This window comes from Achromobacter aloeverae, from assembly GCF_004121055.1.
GTDB classification, from domain to species: Bacteria; Pseudomonadota; Gammaproteobacteria; order Burkholderiales; family Burkholderiaceae_B; genus Bordetella_C; species Bordetella_C aloeverae.
This window is the reverse complement of the sequence record NZ_PYAL01000010.1, coordinates 59,682-75,121: the sequence shown is the minus strand read 5'-3', so window position 1 is coordinate 75,121 and position 15,440 is coordinate 59,682. Positions and strand designations below refer to the sequence as shown.

The window sequence follows — 15,440 nt, the reverse complement described above, 5'->3', positions numbered from 1 at the left end:
CGCCTCAGTTCAATTCGAGCTTGTACCCCACGCCATAGATCGAGCGGATCAGGTCGTGCCCGGGCATCACCGCGTCGAATTTGCGTCGCAGGTTCTTGATGTGGCTGTCCACCGTGCGATCGGTCACCACGCGGTGGTCGGCATAGAGGTGATTGAGCAGGTGTTCGCGCGACAGGATATTGCCCTCCGCCGCCGCCAGCGCCTGCAGCAGGCGGAACTCCACCGGCGTCAACGACAGGACCTGTCCGTCCAGCTTGGCCGAGTGATGCTCGGGACGGATCTCCAGCAGGGACTGCGCGGGCAGACCGCTGCTCTTGGCGCGCGCCCGGCGCAGGATGGCCTTGACGCGCGCGACCATCTCGCGCGGGCTGAAGGGCTTGCAGATGTAGTCGTCGGCGCCCATTTCGAGCCCGATCAGGCGATCGATTTCCTCGACCCGAGCCGTCAGCATGATGACGGGCACATCGCTGAAGGTGCGCAGTTCGCGGCATATTTCCAGGCCGTCGCGGCCAGGCAGCATCAGGTCCAGCAACACCAGTTCCGGCTTCCTGGCGCGTATCGCCGCCAGCGCCTCGCGCCCATCGGCGATGTGCTCGGTCTCGAAATGCGCGGCCTGCAGATAATCGGTGACCAGGGAGGCCAGCTTGGGTTCGTCTTCTACGATGAGGATCATGGGATTCCCGCGAGTTCTATGTGATCGGCCCCTTCGGCCAGGGGAATTTCGATACGGACGGCCAGTCCGCCCAGGGGCGAAGGCATGGCCTTGATGGTGCCGCGGTGTGATTCAACGATGCGTTGGCAGATCGCCAGACCCAGCCCGGCGCCGCCGCTTTCGCGGCTGCGCGAGGCGTCGACACGGTACAGCCGGTCGAACAGGCGCGGCAAGTGCTGCGCCGGCACGCCCGGCGCCGAATCCTGGCACTCGACCACCAATTGCTGCCCTTCGGTGCGCACATCGACCTGGACGCGGCCGCCAGGATCGGTATAGCGCAGGGCGTTTTCCAGCAAGTTATTCATCAATTGCATCAGGCGCTGCCGGTCCCCCTCGATGGTCGCGCCCGGTTCTGCGACCGTGACCTCGATGGACAGGCCGCGCGCCCTCATGCGGTCATGGAAAGCGTCGGCGGCCATGGCGGCGATCTCACCCATGTCCACCGGTTCCATGCGATACGACAGCGCCCCCACGTCCGCCAGCGACAGGTCGTAGAGGTCGTCGATCAGCTTGCTCAGCAGGCCGACCTCCGACTGCAGCGACGCCAGCGCCGCCGGCGAGAACGACCGCACGCCGTCCTGCAAGGCCTCCAGTTCGCCGCGCAGCACCGCCAGCGGCGTGCGCAACTCGTGAGAAATATCGGCCATCATCTCGCGCCGCGAGGCTTCCGTACGTTCGAGCGCGTGCGCCAGCCGGTTGAAATCCTGGCCCAGCCGGCCCAGCTCGTCGGCCGAGGTGACATTCACCCGCGTGGCGTAATCGCCGGCCGACAGCTTGTGCGTGGCGCGCGCCAGCCGCCGCACCGGCGCCAGGAAGACCCGCGCCAGCAGAATGCTGACCACCGCCGCCAGCAAGGTAGACAGGATGCCGATGACCCAGGTCGCTTCCGATTGCTCCCGCTGGAAGCGCTGGTCCGACTCGTTGGGCAGGCGGTCCGGAAAAGGCGTGACCAGCCAGCCCACCGTCAGGCCATTGACGTTGATCGCGTGCCGCGGCGCGCTGGCCAGCGGATTGCCGCCCGCGACGACGCGCAACTGCGCATCCAGCAAGGTGAAGGGGGGCGTCAGGAAATCGTGTCCGCGCGGCGGCCCGTCCATGCCGTCGTCCGGCTCGAATGGGCCGCCGGGAGGCTCGTCCCGCTCGCCGGGGCTTCCTGTCCGCGGCCCCGGCCCCGGGCCCGGCCTGTGGGGCGGCCACAGGAAGCCGCCGAAGTCCGGAGGCAGGTCGAAGGGGCCACGCCCGCGATACGCGCGCGGCGGCATGCCTTCGTCCGGCGGCGGCAGGGTCAACAAATGGTTCCACAGTGAATCGTTGCCGCGCAAGGCATCCCAATCGCCGTCATCGCGATACACGTCCGCCAGGGTCTGGCGCAGACGCTCGATGCGACGGCCTTCGCGCTCCTTGACGTAGGAGAAGAAATGCCGCTCGAAGTTCCAGCGCACGGCCGCCCCCATCGCCAGGGTGACGGCCAGGCAGGTAGCCAGTATGGCCAGGAAAAGTTTGAAGGTGATGCCTAATTTCATGGCGGATAAAGACGCGCGTCCCGCGGCCGAATCGGCCTGTGCCGAGCGAATGTTAACCATGGCGAGCGGCCTGTGGCGCTAGTTTGCGTTGGGTTTCATAAAATCTACGCATTAGCTTTCATTCCGCACACAAGCAACATAAACGTGCGCTCCGTCAATACGCGCAGATAGGGACGGGTTAGCGGTGATTTGGAAAAGTTAGGCGACAAAGGGAGATATGCGCTCGCCAAGCCCCCCGGCATACGCTGGTTTTTGCTGCACCGCAACTCGACATAGCCGGGAGTACGGCACAAAATAGCAACAAATAACGCCGTGTCAGTTACTCCCCTTCCCCCCTCCGATGAAGCCGCAGTGCCCGCCATTTCCGGGGCGGCGCTGCTTTGCATCATCAATATGTTGAATCACGTGGCCCTCACCGGCGGCCGCGTCACCGTGTCCCTGAGCGCGCTGCATCTGGGCATGTCGACCTTCAAGGTCGGAGCGCTTATCGCGGTTTTCGCCATACTTCCCATGCTTTTCTCCGTAAAAGTCGGAAGATGGGTGGATCACGTGGGTATCGCCCGGCCCATGGCCTATGGCACGGGGCTGCTCATCTGCGGCACGCTGGCGCCCGCGCTGGTGCCCAGCCAGGTCACCCTGCTGCTGGCATCCAGCTGTATCGGCATCGGTTTCATGCTGCACCAGGTCGCCACCCAGAACATCCTGGGGATGGCGCCGCATCGCACCCGCCTGCGCAACTTTTCCTGGATGTCGCTGGCGCTGGGAGCGTCCGGCTTCAGCGGCCCGCTGTTCGGCGGCATCGCCATCGACCATATGGGCAACGACGCCGCCTTCGCCCTGCTGTCCCTGGGCCCCATCGGCGCCGCTGCGGGCCTCTACCATATGCGCGACCAATTGCGCAGCGTGCGGCCCAGCGCGGCGGGGGATGTCGCGCGGCGCAATATCCGGGAACTGATCGCCCTGCCCGCGTTGCGCCGTATCCTCTTCGTCAACACCATCCTCTCGGGCGCGTGGGACAGCCACCTCTTCATTGTCCCCATTTTCGGGGTGTCGATAGGGCTGTCGGGCACCACGATCGGCATCATACTGGCTTCGTTCGCGGCGGCAACTTTCGTCATTCGCCTGCTTCTTCCCCTTATCCAGCGGCGCGTGACCTCCTGGACCCTGATACGGATGGCCATGGGCACCGCAGCGGCGGATTTCATGATTTACCCGCTGTTCACCGATGTAGTCTTCCTGATCGGACTTTCCTTTGCCTTGGGCCTGGCCCTGGGGGTCAGCCAGCCCAGCATCCTGGCCCTGCTGCACCAGCACTCGCCGCCGGGACGCGCAGCCGAGACCGTGGGGCTGCGCATGGCCCTGATCAACGGCTCCCAGGTATCCCTCCCATTGACCTTCGGCGCGCTCGGTGCGGTAATCGGGGTAGCTCCACTGTTCTGGGCCTACGCCCTCGCCTTGATGGCGGGCGGTTGGTTCAATCGCAACCCGCCCACGGAAGCGGAGCGCTGAACCCCGTTTTTGCAACCCGCCTGAAGTGAATTTGCGTGAACGCCGCGACAACGCCATGCCCCCGCCCCTCCGACATTCCTTTCCGCCTCTGGACGCCGGACGAACGGCAAGCCTCGCTGGACGAGGCACTGCGTGACTGGCGGGAAGGCGAAGACGTCTGGGTTTTTGGGTACGGATCGCTGATCTGGCGGCCGGAGTTCGACTTCCTGGAACGGCGCAAGGCCATGCTGCGCGGCCATCACCGCGCCTTGTGCCTGTGGTCCCGGGTGAATCGGGGAACCCCGGAAACGCCCGGACTGGCGTTTGGCCTGGACCGGGGCGGCTCCTGCCAGGGCATGGTCTACCGCCTGCATGGCCAGGCCGTGCGCGAGCGCTTCACGGCGCTCTGGCAGCGCGAAATGTCCACCGGTTCCTACCTGCCGCGCTGGTTGCGCTGCGCCACCGACGACGGCCCCGTGCGCGCGCTGGTATTTGTCATGAACCGCGCCAGCCCGGCCTATATCGCCGCCCTCCCGGACGCGGAGGTGGTGGCGATCGTGCGCCGCGCCAGCGGCAAGTACGGCCCCTGCACCGACTACGTCATGCAAACCGCCCATGCGCTGCGGGAGGCCGGCATCCACGACCTACGCCTGCAACGCCTGGCGCGGCTGCTGGAAGCCGAAACGGAACCGCTGCCGGAATCCTGAGCCGGCCGTACGCGCGCGTAACCCGCGTAACGCGCGTCCCCCCTCCTGACCCAGCGCAAAGCCGTCCGGACGGCAACGGCGTTACACTGATCGGGTTTCTTTTGCATCGCGGCGCTTCCGCCGCCGCGCCCGCCATCATGAGCCTTGCCGATCTGCGCCAGACCTACGACAAGAACGAGCTGCTGGAATCCCAGGCGGCCGCGTCGCCCTTCGATCAATTCGCTGCCTGGTTCGACGAAGCGCTGGCCGCCGAAGTCCCGGAACCCAACGCCATGACCCTGGCCACCGTCGATGCCGCGGGCCAGCCGTCGGCGCGCATCGTGCTGGTCAAGGGCGCGGACGAACGGGGTTTCGTGTTCTACACCAATTACGAATCGCGCAAGGGCCATGACCTGGCCGTGAACCCGCGCGCCAGCCTGCTGTTCTTCTGGCAGCCGCTGGAGCGGCAGATCCGTATCGAGGGCCACATCGAAAAAGTCTCGCCCGAGGAATCGGACGCCTACTACAAGAGCCGCCCGCTGGGTTCGCGCATCGGCGCCTGGGCGTCGCACCAGAGCCAGCCGGTCACGCGCGAAGCCCTGGAAGCCAGCACACGCGAATTCGAGCAGCGCTATGGCGAAAACCCGCCGCGGCCGCCGCATTGGGGCGGCTATCGCGTGGTGCCGTCCCGCTTCGAATTCTGGCAGGGCCGGCCTTCGCGGCTGCACGACCGCCTGGTCTATGAACTCGATGCCAGGCAATGGCGACTGAGCCGCATCTCGCCCTGATTCCGGATTCTCGCGCCCTTGCGCACCTATCGCAGCGCCCTATCGCAGCATGCCCGCTTCTCCGCCCGCTTTCGACTCCACATATTTCCGCACGGCCCTGGGCCGCTTCGCTACCGGCGTGACCGTGGTCACCGCCATGACCGAAGATGGCCAACCGGTGGGCATGACCGTCAGCTCCTTCAATTCGGTTTCGCTCAATCCGCCGCTGGTCCTGTGGAGCCTGTCGCGCGACTCGTCTTCCCTGGCGGCGTTGCAGCACTGCCAACACTACGTCATCAACGTCCTGTCCGCGGACCAGCTTACGCTGGCCAAGCGCTTCGCGCGCGGCAGCACGCCCGAACGCTACGCGGGCGTGCCGACGCGGCGCGCGCCGGGCGGCACCTTGATGCTGGGCGACGAGTGCGCCGCCTGGTTCGAATGCCGCAACCGCAGCCGCTATGAAGAAGGCGACCACGTCATCATGGTGGGCGAGGTGGAACATTGCGGACACAGCGGCGCCCTGCCGCTGGTCTATCATGCGGGCGGCTTCGACCTGACACCGCAGCCGGAACAAACCCGCTGACGCTTACTCTTTCCTTGCCATGCTGCATAACGACTACATCCTGACCCTTTCCTGCCCGGACCGAACCGGCATCGTCTACCGCGTCAGCGGCCTGTTGTTCGAACTGGGCTGCAACATCCTGGATTCGCAGCAATTCGGCGACGAGGAGACCGGACGCTTCTTCCTGCGCGTGCACTTCGACCTGCCGGCGACCACCGGCGCCGACGCCTTGCAGGCGCGCTTCGACGCCCTGGCGCAGGACTACGGCATGGACATGCAAATCCATGATGCGCGCCGCAAACAGCGCCTGCTGATCATGGTCAGCAAGCAGGGACATTGCCTGAACGACCTTCTGTTCCGGGTCAAGAGCGGCCAGCTGCATGCGGAGATCGCGGCCGTGGTGTCCAACCACAATGACTATGCGGACCTGGCGACGTCCTACGGCGTGCCCTTCCATCACCTGCCGGTCAGCGGCCAGAACAAGGCGCAACAGGAGCGCGAGGTGCTCGACCTGGTGGCGCGCGAAGGCGTGGACCTCGTGGTCCTGGCGCGCTACATGCAGATCCTGTCATCGGACATGTGCCGGGCGCTGTCCGGGCGGGCCATCAACATCCACCACAGCTTCCTGCCCAGCTTCAAGGGCGCGCGGCCTTACCACCAGGCGCACCAGCGTGGCGTCAAGATCATCGGCGCCACGGCCCATTATGTGACGGCGGACCTGGACGAGGGCCCCATCATCGAGCAGGACATCGAACGCGTCGACCACACCATGACCGCGCAAGACCTCACCCAGGTCGGCAGCGACGTTGAATCGCTGGTGCTTTCGCGCGCCGTGCGCAGCCACATCGAACACCGCATCCTGCTTAACGGCGCCCGCACGGTCGTCTTCCGCTAGGGCGAACTGGGCAGCCGCACGGTAAAAGGCCCCGCCTGCGGGGGCAGGCGGGGCCGGGTACTGCTCACTTCTACTGCTTACTTCAACTGCTCACTTCTACTGCTTACTTCCCGGTACTCCACACGCGGCCGCTGTATAGCCGCCGCATGACGTCTTCACCATCATCGCGGCGCGCACGGGGGCGCCGCGACATCCTGCTTCTCCTTCAGCCCCCGAACGGCACGTTGTCGCTGTCGCCGAACGCGACCGCGCCGGGCTGCTGCGCCACTTCGGCGGCGACCTGGGCGCGCGACACGTCGGAGTCGGCTTGGGCGGTGAACGGGGCATTGTCGATGTCGCCGCGGGACACCAGGCCGTCATGCTTGGCTTGTTGCAGCTCGGCCTGGACTTGCGCGCGGCTCGTCGAACTGTAGGTCTTGCCGTAGACGCCTGGGAAAGGCGCATTGTCGGCTTGGGCAGCGCCGATCAGCGCGAACGAAATAATCAGCGAGGTGGCGATGGTCTTCATGGCAGTTCTCCTAGTCCTTGTCGTGGGACCAGACCGGTTCGGGTGATTCCGGGGCGGTCTGTTGCTGTTCCCGATGGACTGAATTCTGCGCGTCTCGACCTTAGGGATAAACCCTAGTCTATCGAAATAACTATTCCATATTTGATGGCAATCCGTTGATCTTCCTTGTCATGGCGATAAGGGCATCTTCGGATCGGAATTTGTGACGGCAGGCCCCGGGCGCCGCGGTATCGACAGGGGCGTCCCGCTCTCCAGGAGGAGACGCCATGCCGCTCAATGCACCAGGATCTTGGACAGGAACTGCCGGGCCCGGGGCGAGCGTGCCTCCGGATTGCCGAAGAATTCCTCCTTGGGGCTATCTTCGACGATATGTCCGCCAACATCCATGAAAACGACGCGATTCGCCACCTTGCGCGCGAACCCCATCTCATGGGTCACCACCATCATCGTCATCCCCTCGCGCGCCAGGTCCACCATCACATCCAGCACCTCGTTCACCATCTCGGGGTCCAGGGCCGACGTGGGCTCGTCGAACAGCATCGCGATCGGATCCATCGCCAGCGCCCGCGCGATCGCCACCCGTTGCTGTTGCCCGCCGGACAACTGGCCGGGGAACTTGTCCTTGTGCGCGCTCAGGCCCACGCGCTCCAGCAGGATCAGGCCACGCTCGCGCGCCTCGTCCTTGTCGCGTCCCAGCACCTTTACCTGGGCCAGCGCCAGGTTCTCCGTCACCGTCAAATGCGGGAACAGCTCGAAATGCTGGAAAACCATCCCCACGCGCGAGCGCAGCTTGGGCAGGTTGGTCTTCGGGTCGCCCACCGAAATCCCGTCGACGACGATCTCGCCCTTCTGGAACGGCTCCAGCGCGTTAACGGTCTTGATCAGGGTGGACTTGCCCGACCCGGACGGCCCGCAGACCACCACTACCTCGCCCTTGGCGACCGATGTGGTGCAGTCGTTGAGCACCTGGAAATCGCCGTACCACTTGCTGACTTTCTTGATTTCTATCATTACCTATACCCTTGGGGACGCCCGCCTCGATGGAGAGGATGGCCATGCGATGCCGTGGGGCCGCGAACAGCCGCGGCGCCATGAGGCAGACCATGGAATACACCAACGATGGCCTGCGGCACCATCGGGAAAACCCCGCGGAGTGGACGCGGCGCCGGTCGCACCGACCGCAGCGACCGCAGCGACCGCAGCGACCGCAGCGATCGCGCCACTCGTGCCGGTCGCGCCCATCGCCTCGGACGCACCGATCGCGCCGCTCAAGCGTGCGTATCGCCGCCCGCGACGGTTTGCAGCCAGCCCTGGAATATTTTCAGGGTTTCCCCCCGGCTGCCCGATTCGGGATAGCTGAAGTAATAGCCGTGCGGCACCCGCAATACGCCCGGACAGGCCTGCGCGACGCGGCCGGCATCCAGCGCGTCCTGCGCCAGGAAGCGCGGGACCAGTCCCACCCCCAGCCCGGCCTCGGCCGCGGCCAGCACCATGGTGAACAGCTCATAGCGCGGACCGCCGGCGGCATGCGGAGCGAAATCATGGCGATTCTGTCCGTACCAGTCGCGCCAGGCATCCGGGCGCGAGGACAGGTGCAAATGGGGCATGACGCCCAGCGGCCCTTCCCCTTCCCGGCGCGCGTCCGCCATCGTGGGCGCGCAGACCGGCACCAGTTCCTTCTCGCGGAACAGCAGCACGCCCCGGGTACCGGGCCACACATGGTCGCTGTGATACAGCGCGCCATCGAAAGGCTGGTCCTTGAACTGGAAGGGCAGGGTACGCACGGACAGGCTGACGGTGATGTCCGGATGGCGCCGGGCGAAATCCGCCAGGCGCGGAATGAGCCACGTGGTGGCAAGGGTCGGCACCACGGCGATATGCAGGCTGCGGCCCATTCCGGTGCGGCTGACCAGGCCAAAGGTGTCCTTCTCGATCTGGTCCAGGTGCTGGCGGATGCGGCCGGCGTACTCGGCGCCGTGGTCGGTCAGCACGATGCGCCGGCGCACCCGGGTGAACAGCTGCACGCCCAGCCGCTGCTCCAGGCTGGCCACCTGGCGGTAGACGGCGCTGTGGGTCAGCGACAATTCCTCGGCGGCCCGGGAGAAGGTGCCCAGGCGGGCCGTGGCCTCGAAGGCCTGGAGGGCGGTCAGGTTGGGGATGCCGGATCTCATGGCGGGCAGTGGACGAGCATGGCGGAGGAAGCGCGACGGAGGGAGCGTGGCGAAGGGCTGGTGACGAAGTGAGCGTGACTAGGTGAGCGTGACCAAGTGGCCGGCGCGGACGGGGTACGGCCTCCCGCTGCATTGCAGCATTACAAACTCGTGCGCGCGCCGCACTAGATTGTGCAATTTTATCAATTGCCATGTGCAGCCCAGGAACATTATTCTCGCCAATATCCCTGACTCCGTATCGACCTTCCCACAGCAGCCATGTCGAATTCGCAACAACCCCGCCTGGGCGGGCACATCCTCGTCGATCAACTCGTCGCCCATGGCGTAAAGCACGTCTTCTGCGTCCCGGGGGAAAGCTACCTCGCCGTCCTGGACGGACTGCATGACGCCAACATCGACGTCACGGTGTGCCGCCAGGAAGGCGGCGCGGCCATCATGGCCGACGCCCATGGCAAGCTCACCGGCGAACCGGGCATCTGCATGGTCACGCGCGGCCCGGGCGCCTCCAATGCCATGGCCGGCGTGCACATCGCCATGCAGGACTCCACGCCCATGATCCTGTTCGTCGGCCAGATCGAACGCGGCATGCGCGAACGCGAAGCCTTCCAGGAAATGGACTACCGCGCCGTGTTCGGCACGCAGGCCAAGTGGGTCACGGAGATCGACCAGGTCGAACGCATCCCCGAACTCGTGTCGCGCGCCTTCCATGTCGCGACCTCGGGCCGCCCCGGTCCGGTCGTCATCGCGCTGCCGGAAGACATGCTGGTGGAAACCGCCGCCGTCCCCGACGCGCCCCGCTACGAAGTCGTGGAAAGCGCGCCCACCCCGGCACAGCTGGCCGAACTGGAAATCCTGCTGGCGTCGGCGGAATCGCCCATCGCCATCCTGGGCGGCACGCGCTGGGACGCCAAGGCCGTTGGAGAGTTCGCCGCCTTCGCCGAGCGCTTCCAGCTGCCGGTCGCCGTGTCCTTCCGCCGCCAGATGCTGTTCCCCGCGAACCACCCCTGCTTCGCCGGCGACGTCGGCATCGGCCTGAATCCCGCCCTGCTCAAGCGCGTGGCCGAGGCCGACCTGGTGCTGCTGGTCGGCGGCCGCATGTCGGAAATGCCCAGCCAGTCCTACACCTTGTTCGACATTCCCGTGCCCCGGCAGAAGCTGGTGCACGTGCATCCGGACAGCGGCGAGCTGAACCGCGTCTACCGCGCCAACCTGGCGGTCAACACCTCGCCCATCGCCTTCGCGCGCACGCTGAAGGACCTGAAGGCGCCGTCGCGCACGCCGTGGGCGGTCGACACGGAAGCCATGCACGCCTCCTACCTGAAGTGGAGCGATCCGTCGGCCATCAAGACCGCCGGCGCGCTGCAGATGGGCCAGGTCATGCAATACCTGGAGGAACACCTGCCGGCCGACGCCATCATGACCAATGGCGCCGGCAACTACGCCACCTGGCTGCACCGCTTCCACCGCTTCCAGCAATACGGCACGCAGCTGGCGCCCACGTCCGGCTCGATGGGCTATGGCCTGCCCGGCGCGGTGGGCGCCAAGCGCGTGCATCCCAACCGCACGGTGGTCTGCTTCGCCGGCGACGGCTGCTTCCTGATGCATGGCCAGGAGTTCGCCACCGCCGTACAGTACGCCCTGCCCATCATCGTGCTGGTGATCGACAACGGCATGTACGGCACCATCCGCATGCACCAGGAGAAACACTACCCCGGCCGCGTCTCCGCCACCGAGTTGAACAACCCCGACTTCGCCGCGTATGCGCGCGCCTTCGGCGGCCATGGCGAACGGGTCGAAACCAGCGAGGAATTCGGTCCGGCCTTCGAGCGCGCGGTGGCCAGCGGCCGTCCCGCCATCCTGCACTGCCTGATCGACCCCGAGGTCATCACGCCCGCCACCACCCTGGAAAAAATCCGCGACGCCGCGCTCCAGGCCCGGAAGTAAGAAACGGCGGGCCGCGCGCTCAGGCACGCGAGCGAGCGTCCCGCCGGCGCCATGGTGGTGCCTGCCGCCCCCATGGCGCGGCGCGCCGCCGCGCCCGCCACGACAACCCCAAGAACACGCAAAACACGACTTTTTTACCGAGGTGACTCCATGTCTTCGACGCCGTCTTTCAACTGGCAAGACCCCCTGTTGCTCGATTCCCAACTGACCGAGGAAGAGCGCATGGTGCGCGACGCCGCCGCCGCGTACTCGCAGGACAAGCTGGCGACGCGCGTGCTCAACGCCTTCCGCAACGAGCAGACCGATGTCGCCATCTTCCGCGAGATGGGCGAACTGGGCCTGCTGGGTCCCACCATACCCACCGAATACGGCGGCGCCGGCCTGAACTACGTCAGCTACGGCCTGATTGCGCGCGAAGTGGAGCGCGTCGACTCCGGCTACCGCTCCATGATGAGCGTGCAGTCCTCGCTGGTGATGGTGCCGATCAACGAATTCGGCAGCGACGCGCAAAAGCAGAAGTACCTGCCCAAGCTGGCCAGCGGCGAATGGATAGGCTGCTTCGGCCTGACCGAGCCCAACCATGGCTCCGACCCCGGCGGCATGGATACGCGCGCGGTCAAGACCGCCAACGGCTACAAGCTGACGGGCAACAAGATGTGGATCACCAACTCGCCCATCGCCGACGTCTTCGTCGTGTGGGCCAAGGCGGTCGGCGGCGAGCACGACGGCAAGATCCGCGGCTTCATCCTGGAAAAGGGCATGAAGGGCCTGTCGGCCCCCGCCATCCACGGCAAGGTGGGCCTGCGCGCGTCGATCACCGGCGAAATCGTCATGGACGAAGTCGAAATCGGCGAAGAGCAGATGCTGCCCAAGGTCAGCGGCCTGAAGGGCCCCTTCACCTGCCTGAACTCTGCCCGCTACGGCATCGCCTGGGGCGCCCTGGGCGCGGCCGAATTCTGCTGGCACACCGCGCGCCAGTACACGCTGGACCGCAAGCAGTTCGGCCGTCCGCTGGCCGCCAACCAGTTGATCCAGAAAAAGCTAGCCGACATGCAGACCGAAATTACGCTGGGCCTGCAAGGCTGCCTGCGCCTGGGCCGCATGAAGGACGAAGGCACGGCCGCGGTGGAGATTACCTCCATCATGAAGCGCAACTCCTGCGGCAAGTCGCTGGACATCGCGCGCATGGCGCGCGACATGCTGGGCGGCAACGGCATCTCCGACGAGTTCGGCATCGCGCGCCACCTGGTGAACCTGGAAGTGGTCAACACCTATGAAGGCACGCACGATGTCCATGCCCTGATCCTGGGCCGGGCGCAAACGGGGATCCAGGCCTTCTCCTGAGCCTCCGATCGCCGGCATGGCGGGCGCGCATGCGTGCCCGCCAGAAAAATCCTAGACATTCGAACAACACCCCAAAGGTTGGACACGATCCGACCTTTGGGGTGTTTTTCTTGAGCGGCGTGGGGAAGTCCTCACTGGTGTCAGGCGCCGGACCCATTGCCGTAAGGTCCGGTTGCAGGATATTGCCTGTCGGGGGTTCCGTGGTTCATGCAGACTGCCTGAACCCTTACTCGCCTTGGCGCCATCGTGTCGCCAGGGCCTTACCACGGAGTACATCATGGCCAATACTTGGACCGTCACCTTCGCCCAGGGCGACGCACACATCTTCAGCGATAGCGTGAATGGCACCCAGATCGTGCCGCATATTACCGGTACCCAAAGCGCAAAAGGCAATAACCAGCTGACCTTCAGCTTGACATCGGATAGCACGGGCGCGACCGCCATCGATCCCCAAGTCGCCACCGTTTCCCCCACCACGGGACAGTCGACTAACTCAGGCGATATCAGCGTACCCCTGACCATTACCGTGCTGCAGCCGATAGTCGGTAAGCTATTTCTCAAAATTGCTGACACAGTTGACGATGGCACACTGGAGCTTGAGCCATACCTGCTGAACCCGGTCACGATAACGCCGACCCCCAACGCCTTGCGCGGCCCGGGCAACATCACGATGATCGCCCGCCCGTTCTCGACTGTCGATAACAAGCCCATCCCCCCGGGAATCACGCTCACCTGGACGCCGACGATAACGCCCGCCACAACCGACTATCCGAGCATCTTCACGGCAAAATCCGCGGATATCGCAACGAAAGCCGGCAGTACAAGCTATAACTGGGTGTCGAACAGCGTCACAACCGCTCAACTCAAGAAAAATGGCGCCGGTGCGATCCAGATGGCGTTGAAGATAGGCGACCCCACGCTCGGCATGTATGCGGGCAGCAGCGTAGCCGCGACTGTCCAGCCGCCACTCGACGCGCCCGTATGGGAACTAGCCTCGCTCTTTGGTACGGTCGTGACCCAGGAGCTGCACGATGCCTGCGCGCAAACGGGATATCCGGTCATTATCCCTATCGTCAGCAACGTCACCCAGATGAACGATGAAATTCTCCTTTATGCCTATGACCAGAACGATCCCGGGCGCACGGTCAAATATCCCCTGCAAGCCCATGTCGTGTCAGCCGCGGAGGCCGGGCACGAGATCTCCATGTACTTCCCGGTGGACACCCCCCCGTTCAATAGCAACGGCAACTACAACCTGGCCTATGCATATAAGAAAGGCGGCATTGGGGGCACGAATCTCGGCGATTCGCTGTCTACGCTCGTCACGGTGATGCTGGACAACCCCGATCCCTATGGTCCTATCGACAAGGGCCTGACCATGCCGGACGTGTCGCCCAACCCTTATTCCCTGGACAATGAAAACGCCCAGGACGACGTCACATTCTCCGTCAATTTCAACGGCTCGACCTCTCCACAGGTGGGTGACTCCATACAGCCCGCGTTCCACGTCGTCGGGTATACCAATGCCAACTATAACTGGGTGAACGACAAGACCTTGCCAGCCTATGTCATCACGCAGGACGACATAGACAAGCACGTGGCGGTGTTCACATTCCCTGATAAGACCTCCCTGCCGCCACGCACCACCTGGACGGCCGCGGACCTCGCCGGGATCGACGGCTCCAACGGGGGCATGTATTTCAAGTACCAGCCCGTCGGCGGGATGAAAAACTGGAGCTCTCCCGTGCGCCCCTGGACGGTAGACACGGTGGCGCCCTACTCGGGGCAGCAGCTTGCGCCGGAAATCCAGAAGGCGCGTGAAGGGTTGATGGACAAGCTCAAGGCGCTCAAGAAGTAGCCGTCGTGGGGCCAAGCACCGGAATCGGCCTTGCGCGCAAGCCGACGCAGCGATTCCGGCAGGTCGACAGCAGGGATCGGGCACAACCAGCGTTGTGCCCGCTGTTTCATTACTCGAGGACTGTTTCATGGAACTGGACAGCACGCCGCCCATACCCGCCCCGGAAATTGCCATGCAGGGTTTCGATGGCTTGATCGACGATCAATTCATCGCCGCTTGCAATAACCAGCTCCCCTTTTACTGGCCTCGGTACGTGGATTCGGTCGCCGGGGATCAAGTCTGCCTGTGGGCCAACGGCACGCTGATCTACCTGAGCCCACTGCCCGCATCCGCCCAAAGCGCATGGCAGGTATTCACGGTCGATGTCCATGATTTCTTTGACTACACGGGGAAGTGCAACCTGTATTTCGTGATCTACGATGTCAACACGCGCAACCCCAGGATATCCGAGTACCAGACCTATGTCGTGCAGCGCAACGCCTACCCCGCTCCCAGCAATCCCACGTTGACGAAACTGGCCGCGCCCGTCGTCGCGCCGCTGCAATACAACAAGGAAAAATATGACAGCCGCCTCCCGCTGTCCGTCCTGATCGCCTATGACGACATGAAGTCCAGCGATGTCGTGACACTCAAGTTCGAGCTGCGCAGAACGACATCCAACTACCGAGGCAAGGTTCCCACCTTCTACGACATACAGGACATTCCCGTTCCCATCACCCCCAGCCAGGCGCAAGCGGGCAAAGTTACGGTATCCGTCCCGGGCGGCGCATTCTGGAACGTCGACGAGAACATCGCCAGCGTCTATTACATCGTGCGCAGCATGCCCGTCGATCAAAGCGCGGCCTACCTGGATACGGAGTCCTACAGAAACCTGAGCTTCATGGTGGATGTCGTCCCGCCGTACAGCGGCGGAGACGCGCCGGGTCGGCCGGCGCCGGACGCTAAATTGCCACCTCGCTAAACGCCACACGGGTAAAACGCC

General features: G+C 64.7%; 14 protein-coding genes. 9 read left to right on the top strand and 5 right to left on the bottom strand.

The genetic code is table 11. The annotated features are described in order from the left end of the window. Positions 1-4 precede the first annotated feature (4 nt). Together C7R54_RS27645 and baeS are read right to left on the bottom strand one after the other, a co-directional pair. Positions 5-673 carry a response regulator gene (locus tag C7R54_RS27645; RefSeq protein WP_129154143.1) on the bottom strand — a complete coding sequence of 223 codons (669 nt, stop codon included), beginning with the start codon at positions 671-673 and terminating at the stop codon, positions 5-7. Continuing rightward, positions 670-2,235 carry a sensor histidine kinase efflux regulator BaeS gene (gene baeS, locus C7R54_RS27640; RefSeq protein ID WP_129154142.1) on the bottom strand — a complete coding sequence of 522 codons (1,566 nt, stop codon included), beginning with the start codon at positions 2,233-2,235 and terminating at the stop codon, positions 670-672. Before baeS ends, C7R54_RS27645 begins: the two co-directional genes overlap by 4 nt. 312 nt (positions 2,236-2,547) lie before the next feature. On the opposite strand from baeS, the gene C7R54_RS27635 reads away from it, so the two are divergent. From C7R54_RS27635 to purU, 5 genes are all read left to right on the top strand, one after another. Next, the gene (locus tag C7R54_RS27635; RefSeq protein ID WP_377812924.1) at positions 2,548-3,744 is read left to right on the top strand and encodes an MFS transporter; all 1,197 of its coding nucleotides are present in this window, start codon (positions 2,548-2,550) and stop codon (positions 3,742-3,744) included. Positions 3,745-3,779: 35 nt separating this feature from the next. Further along, positions 3,780-4,430 carry a gamma-glutamylcyclotransferase gene (locus tag C7R54_RS27630; protein ID WP_240039750.1) on the top strand — a complete coding sequence of 217 codons (651 nt, stop codon included), beginning with the start codon at positions 3,780-3,782 and terminating at the stop codon, positions 4,428-4,430. A gap of 137 nt (positions 4,431-4,567) precedes the next feature. Further along, complete coding sequence (gene pdxH, locus C7R54_RS27625; protein ID WP_129154140.1) at positions 4,568-5,197, top strand: pyridoxamine 5'-phosphate oxidase; 630 nt, start codon at positions 4,568-4,570, stop codon at positions 5,195-5,197. A gap of 49 nt (positions 5,198-5,246) precedes the next feature. Then, entirely contained in the window at positions 5,247-5,759 is a 513-nt protein-coding gene (locus C7R54_RS27620; protein ID WP_129154139.1) for a flavin reductase family protein, read from the top strand. Between the two features lie 19 nt (positions 5,760-5,778). Then, on the top strand, positions 5,779-6,633 hold the full coding sequence (gene purU, locus C7R54_RS27615; protein WP_129154138.1) for a formyltetrahydrofolate deformylase: 855 nt from the start codon (positions 5,779-5,781) through the stop codon (positions 6,631-6,633). 205 nt (positions 6,634-6,838) lie between these two features. Here the strand turns inward: purU and C7R54_RS27610 are convergent, their stop codons facing one another. From C7R54_RS27610 to C7R54_RS27600, 3 genes are all read right to left on the bottom strand, one after another. Then, positions 6,839-7,141 (bottom strand): DUF4148 domain-containing protein, encoded by a 303-nt coding sequence (locus tag C7R54_RS27610; RefSeq protein WP_129154137.1) that lies wholly within the window; start codon positions 7,139-7,141, stop codon positions 6,839-6,841. A 273-nt stretch (positions 7,142-7,414) separates the two neighbouring features. Further along, positions 7,415-8,152: an amino acid ABC transporter ATP-binding protein gene (locus tag C7R54_RS27605; RefSeq protein ID WP_129154136.1), complete on the bottom strand. Its 738-nt coding sequence runs from the start codon at positions 8,150-8,152 to the stop codon at positions 7,415-7,417. Positions 8,153-8,409: 257 nt separating this feature from the next. Further along, complete coding sequence (locus tag C7R54_RS27600) at positions 8,410-9,312, bottom strand: LysR substrate-binding domain-containing protein (protein WP_129154135.1); 903 nt, start codon at positions 9,310-9,312, stop codon at positions 8,410-8,412. A gap of 258 nt (positions 9,313-9,570) precedes the next feature. Here C7R54_RS27600 and C7R54_RS27595 point away from each other — a divergent pair, with 258 nt between their 5' ends. The 4 genes from C7R54_RS27595 to C7R54_RS27580 all read left to right on the top strand — a co-directional run bounded on the left by C7R54_RS27595 (position 9,571) and on the right by C7R54_RS27580 (position 15,419). Beyond that, the gene (locus C7R54_RS27595; RefSeq protein WP_129154134.1) at positions 9,571-11,256 is read left to right on the top strand and encodes a thiamine pyrophosphate-binding protein; all 1,686 of its coding nucleotides are present in this window, start codon (positions 9,571-9,573) and stop codon (positions 11,254-11,256) included. 150 nt (positions 11,257-11,406) lie between these two features. After that, entirely contained in the window at positions 11,407-12,600 is a 1,194-nt protein-coding gene (locus C7R54_RS27590; protein WP_129154133.1) for an acyl-CoA dehydrogenase, read from the top strand. 277 nt (positions 12,601-12,877) lie between these two features. Next, entirely contained in the window at positions 12,878-14,458 is a 1,581-nt protein-coding gene (locus C7R54_RS27585; protein WP_129154132.1) for a hypothetical protein, read from the top strand. 127 nt (positions 14,459-14,585) lie between these two features. Further along, positions 14,586-15,419, top strand: coding sequence for a hypothetical protein (locus C7R54_RS27580; RefSeq protein WP_129154131.1), 834 nt, complete (start codon positions 14,586-14,588; stop codon positions 15,417-15,419). The last annotated feature ends 21 nt before the right edge of the window (positions 15,420-15,440 follow it).

Coding starts and splice junctions, on each gene's coding strand:
- C7R54_RS27645 (WP_129154143.1), bottom strand. CDS start 673: ATGATCCTCATCGTAGAAGACGAACCCAAGCTGGCCTCCCTGGTCACC.
- baeS (WP_129154142.1), bottom strand. CDS start 2,235: ATGAAATTAGGCATCACCTTCAAACTTTTCCTGGCCATACTGGCTACC.
- pdxH (WP_129154140.1), top strand. CDS start 4,568: ATGAGCCTTGCCGATCTGCGCCAGACCTACGACAAGAACGAGCTGCTG.
- C7R54_RS27620 (WP_129154139.1), top strand. CDS start 5,247: ATGCCCGCTTCTCCGCCCGCTTTCGACTCCACATATTTCCGCACGGCC.
- purU (WP_129154138.1), top strand. CDS start 5,779: ATGCTGCATAACGACTACATCCTGACCCTTTCCTGCCCGGACCGAACC.
- C7R54_RS27610 (WP_129154137.1), bottom strand. CDS start 7,141: ATGAAGACCATCGCCACCTCGCTGATTATTTCGTTCGCGCTGATCGGC.
- C7R54_RS27605 (WP_129154136.1), bottom strand. CDS start 8,152: ATGATAGAAATCAAGAAAGTCAGCAAGTGGTACGGCGATTTCCAGGTG.
- C7R54_RS27600 (WP_129154135.1), bottom strand. CDS start 9,312: ATGAGATCCGGCATCCCCAACCTGACCGCCCTCCAGGCCTTCGAGGCC.
- C7R54_RS27595 (WP_129154134.1), top strand. CDS start 9,571: ATGTCGAATTCGCAACAACCCCGCCTGGGCGGGCACATCCTCGTCGAT.
- C7R54_RS27590 (WP_129154133.1), top strand. CDS start 11,407: ATGTCTTCGACGCCGTCTTTCAACTGGCAAGACCCCCTGTTGCTCGAT.
- C7R54_RS27585 (WP_129154132.1), top strand. CDS start 12,878: ATGGCCAATACTTGGACCGTCACCTTCGCCCAGGGCGACGCACACATC.
- C7R54_RS27580 (WP_129154131.1), top strand. CDS start 14,586: ATGGAACTGGACAGCACGCCGCCCATACCCGCCCCGGAAATTGCCATG.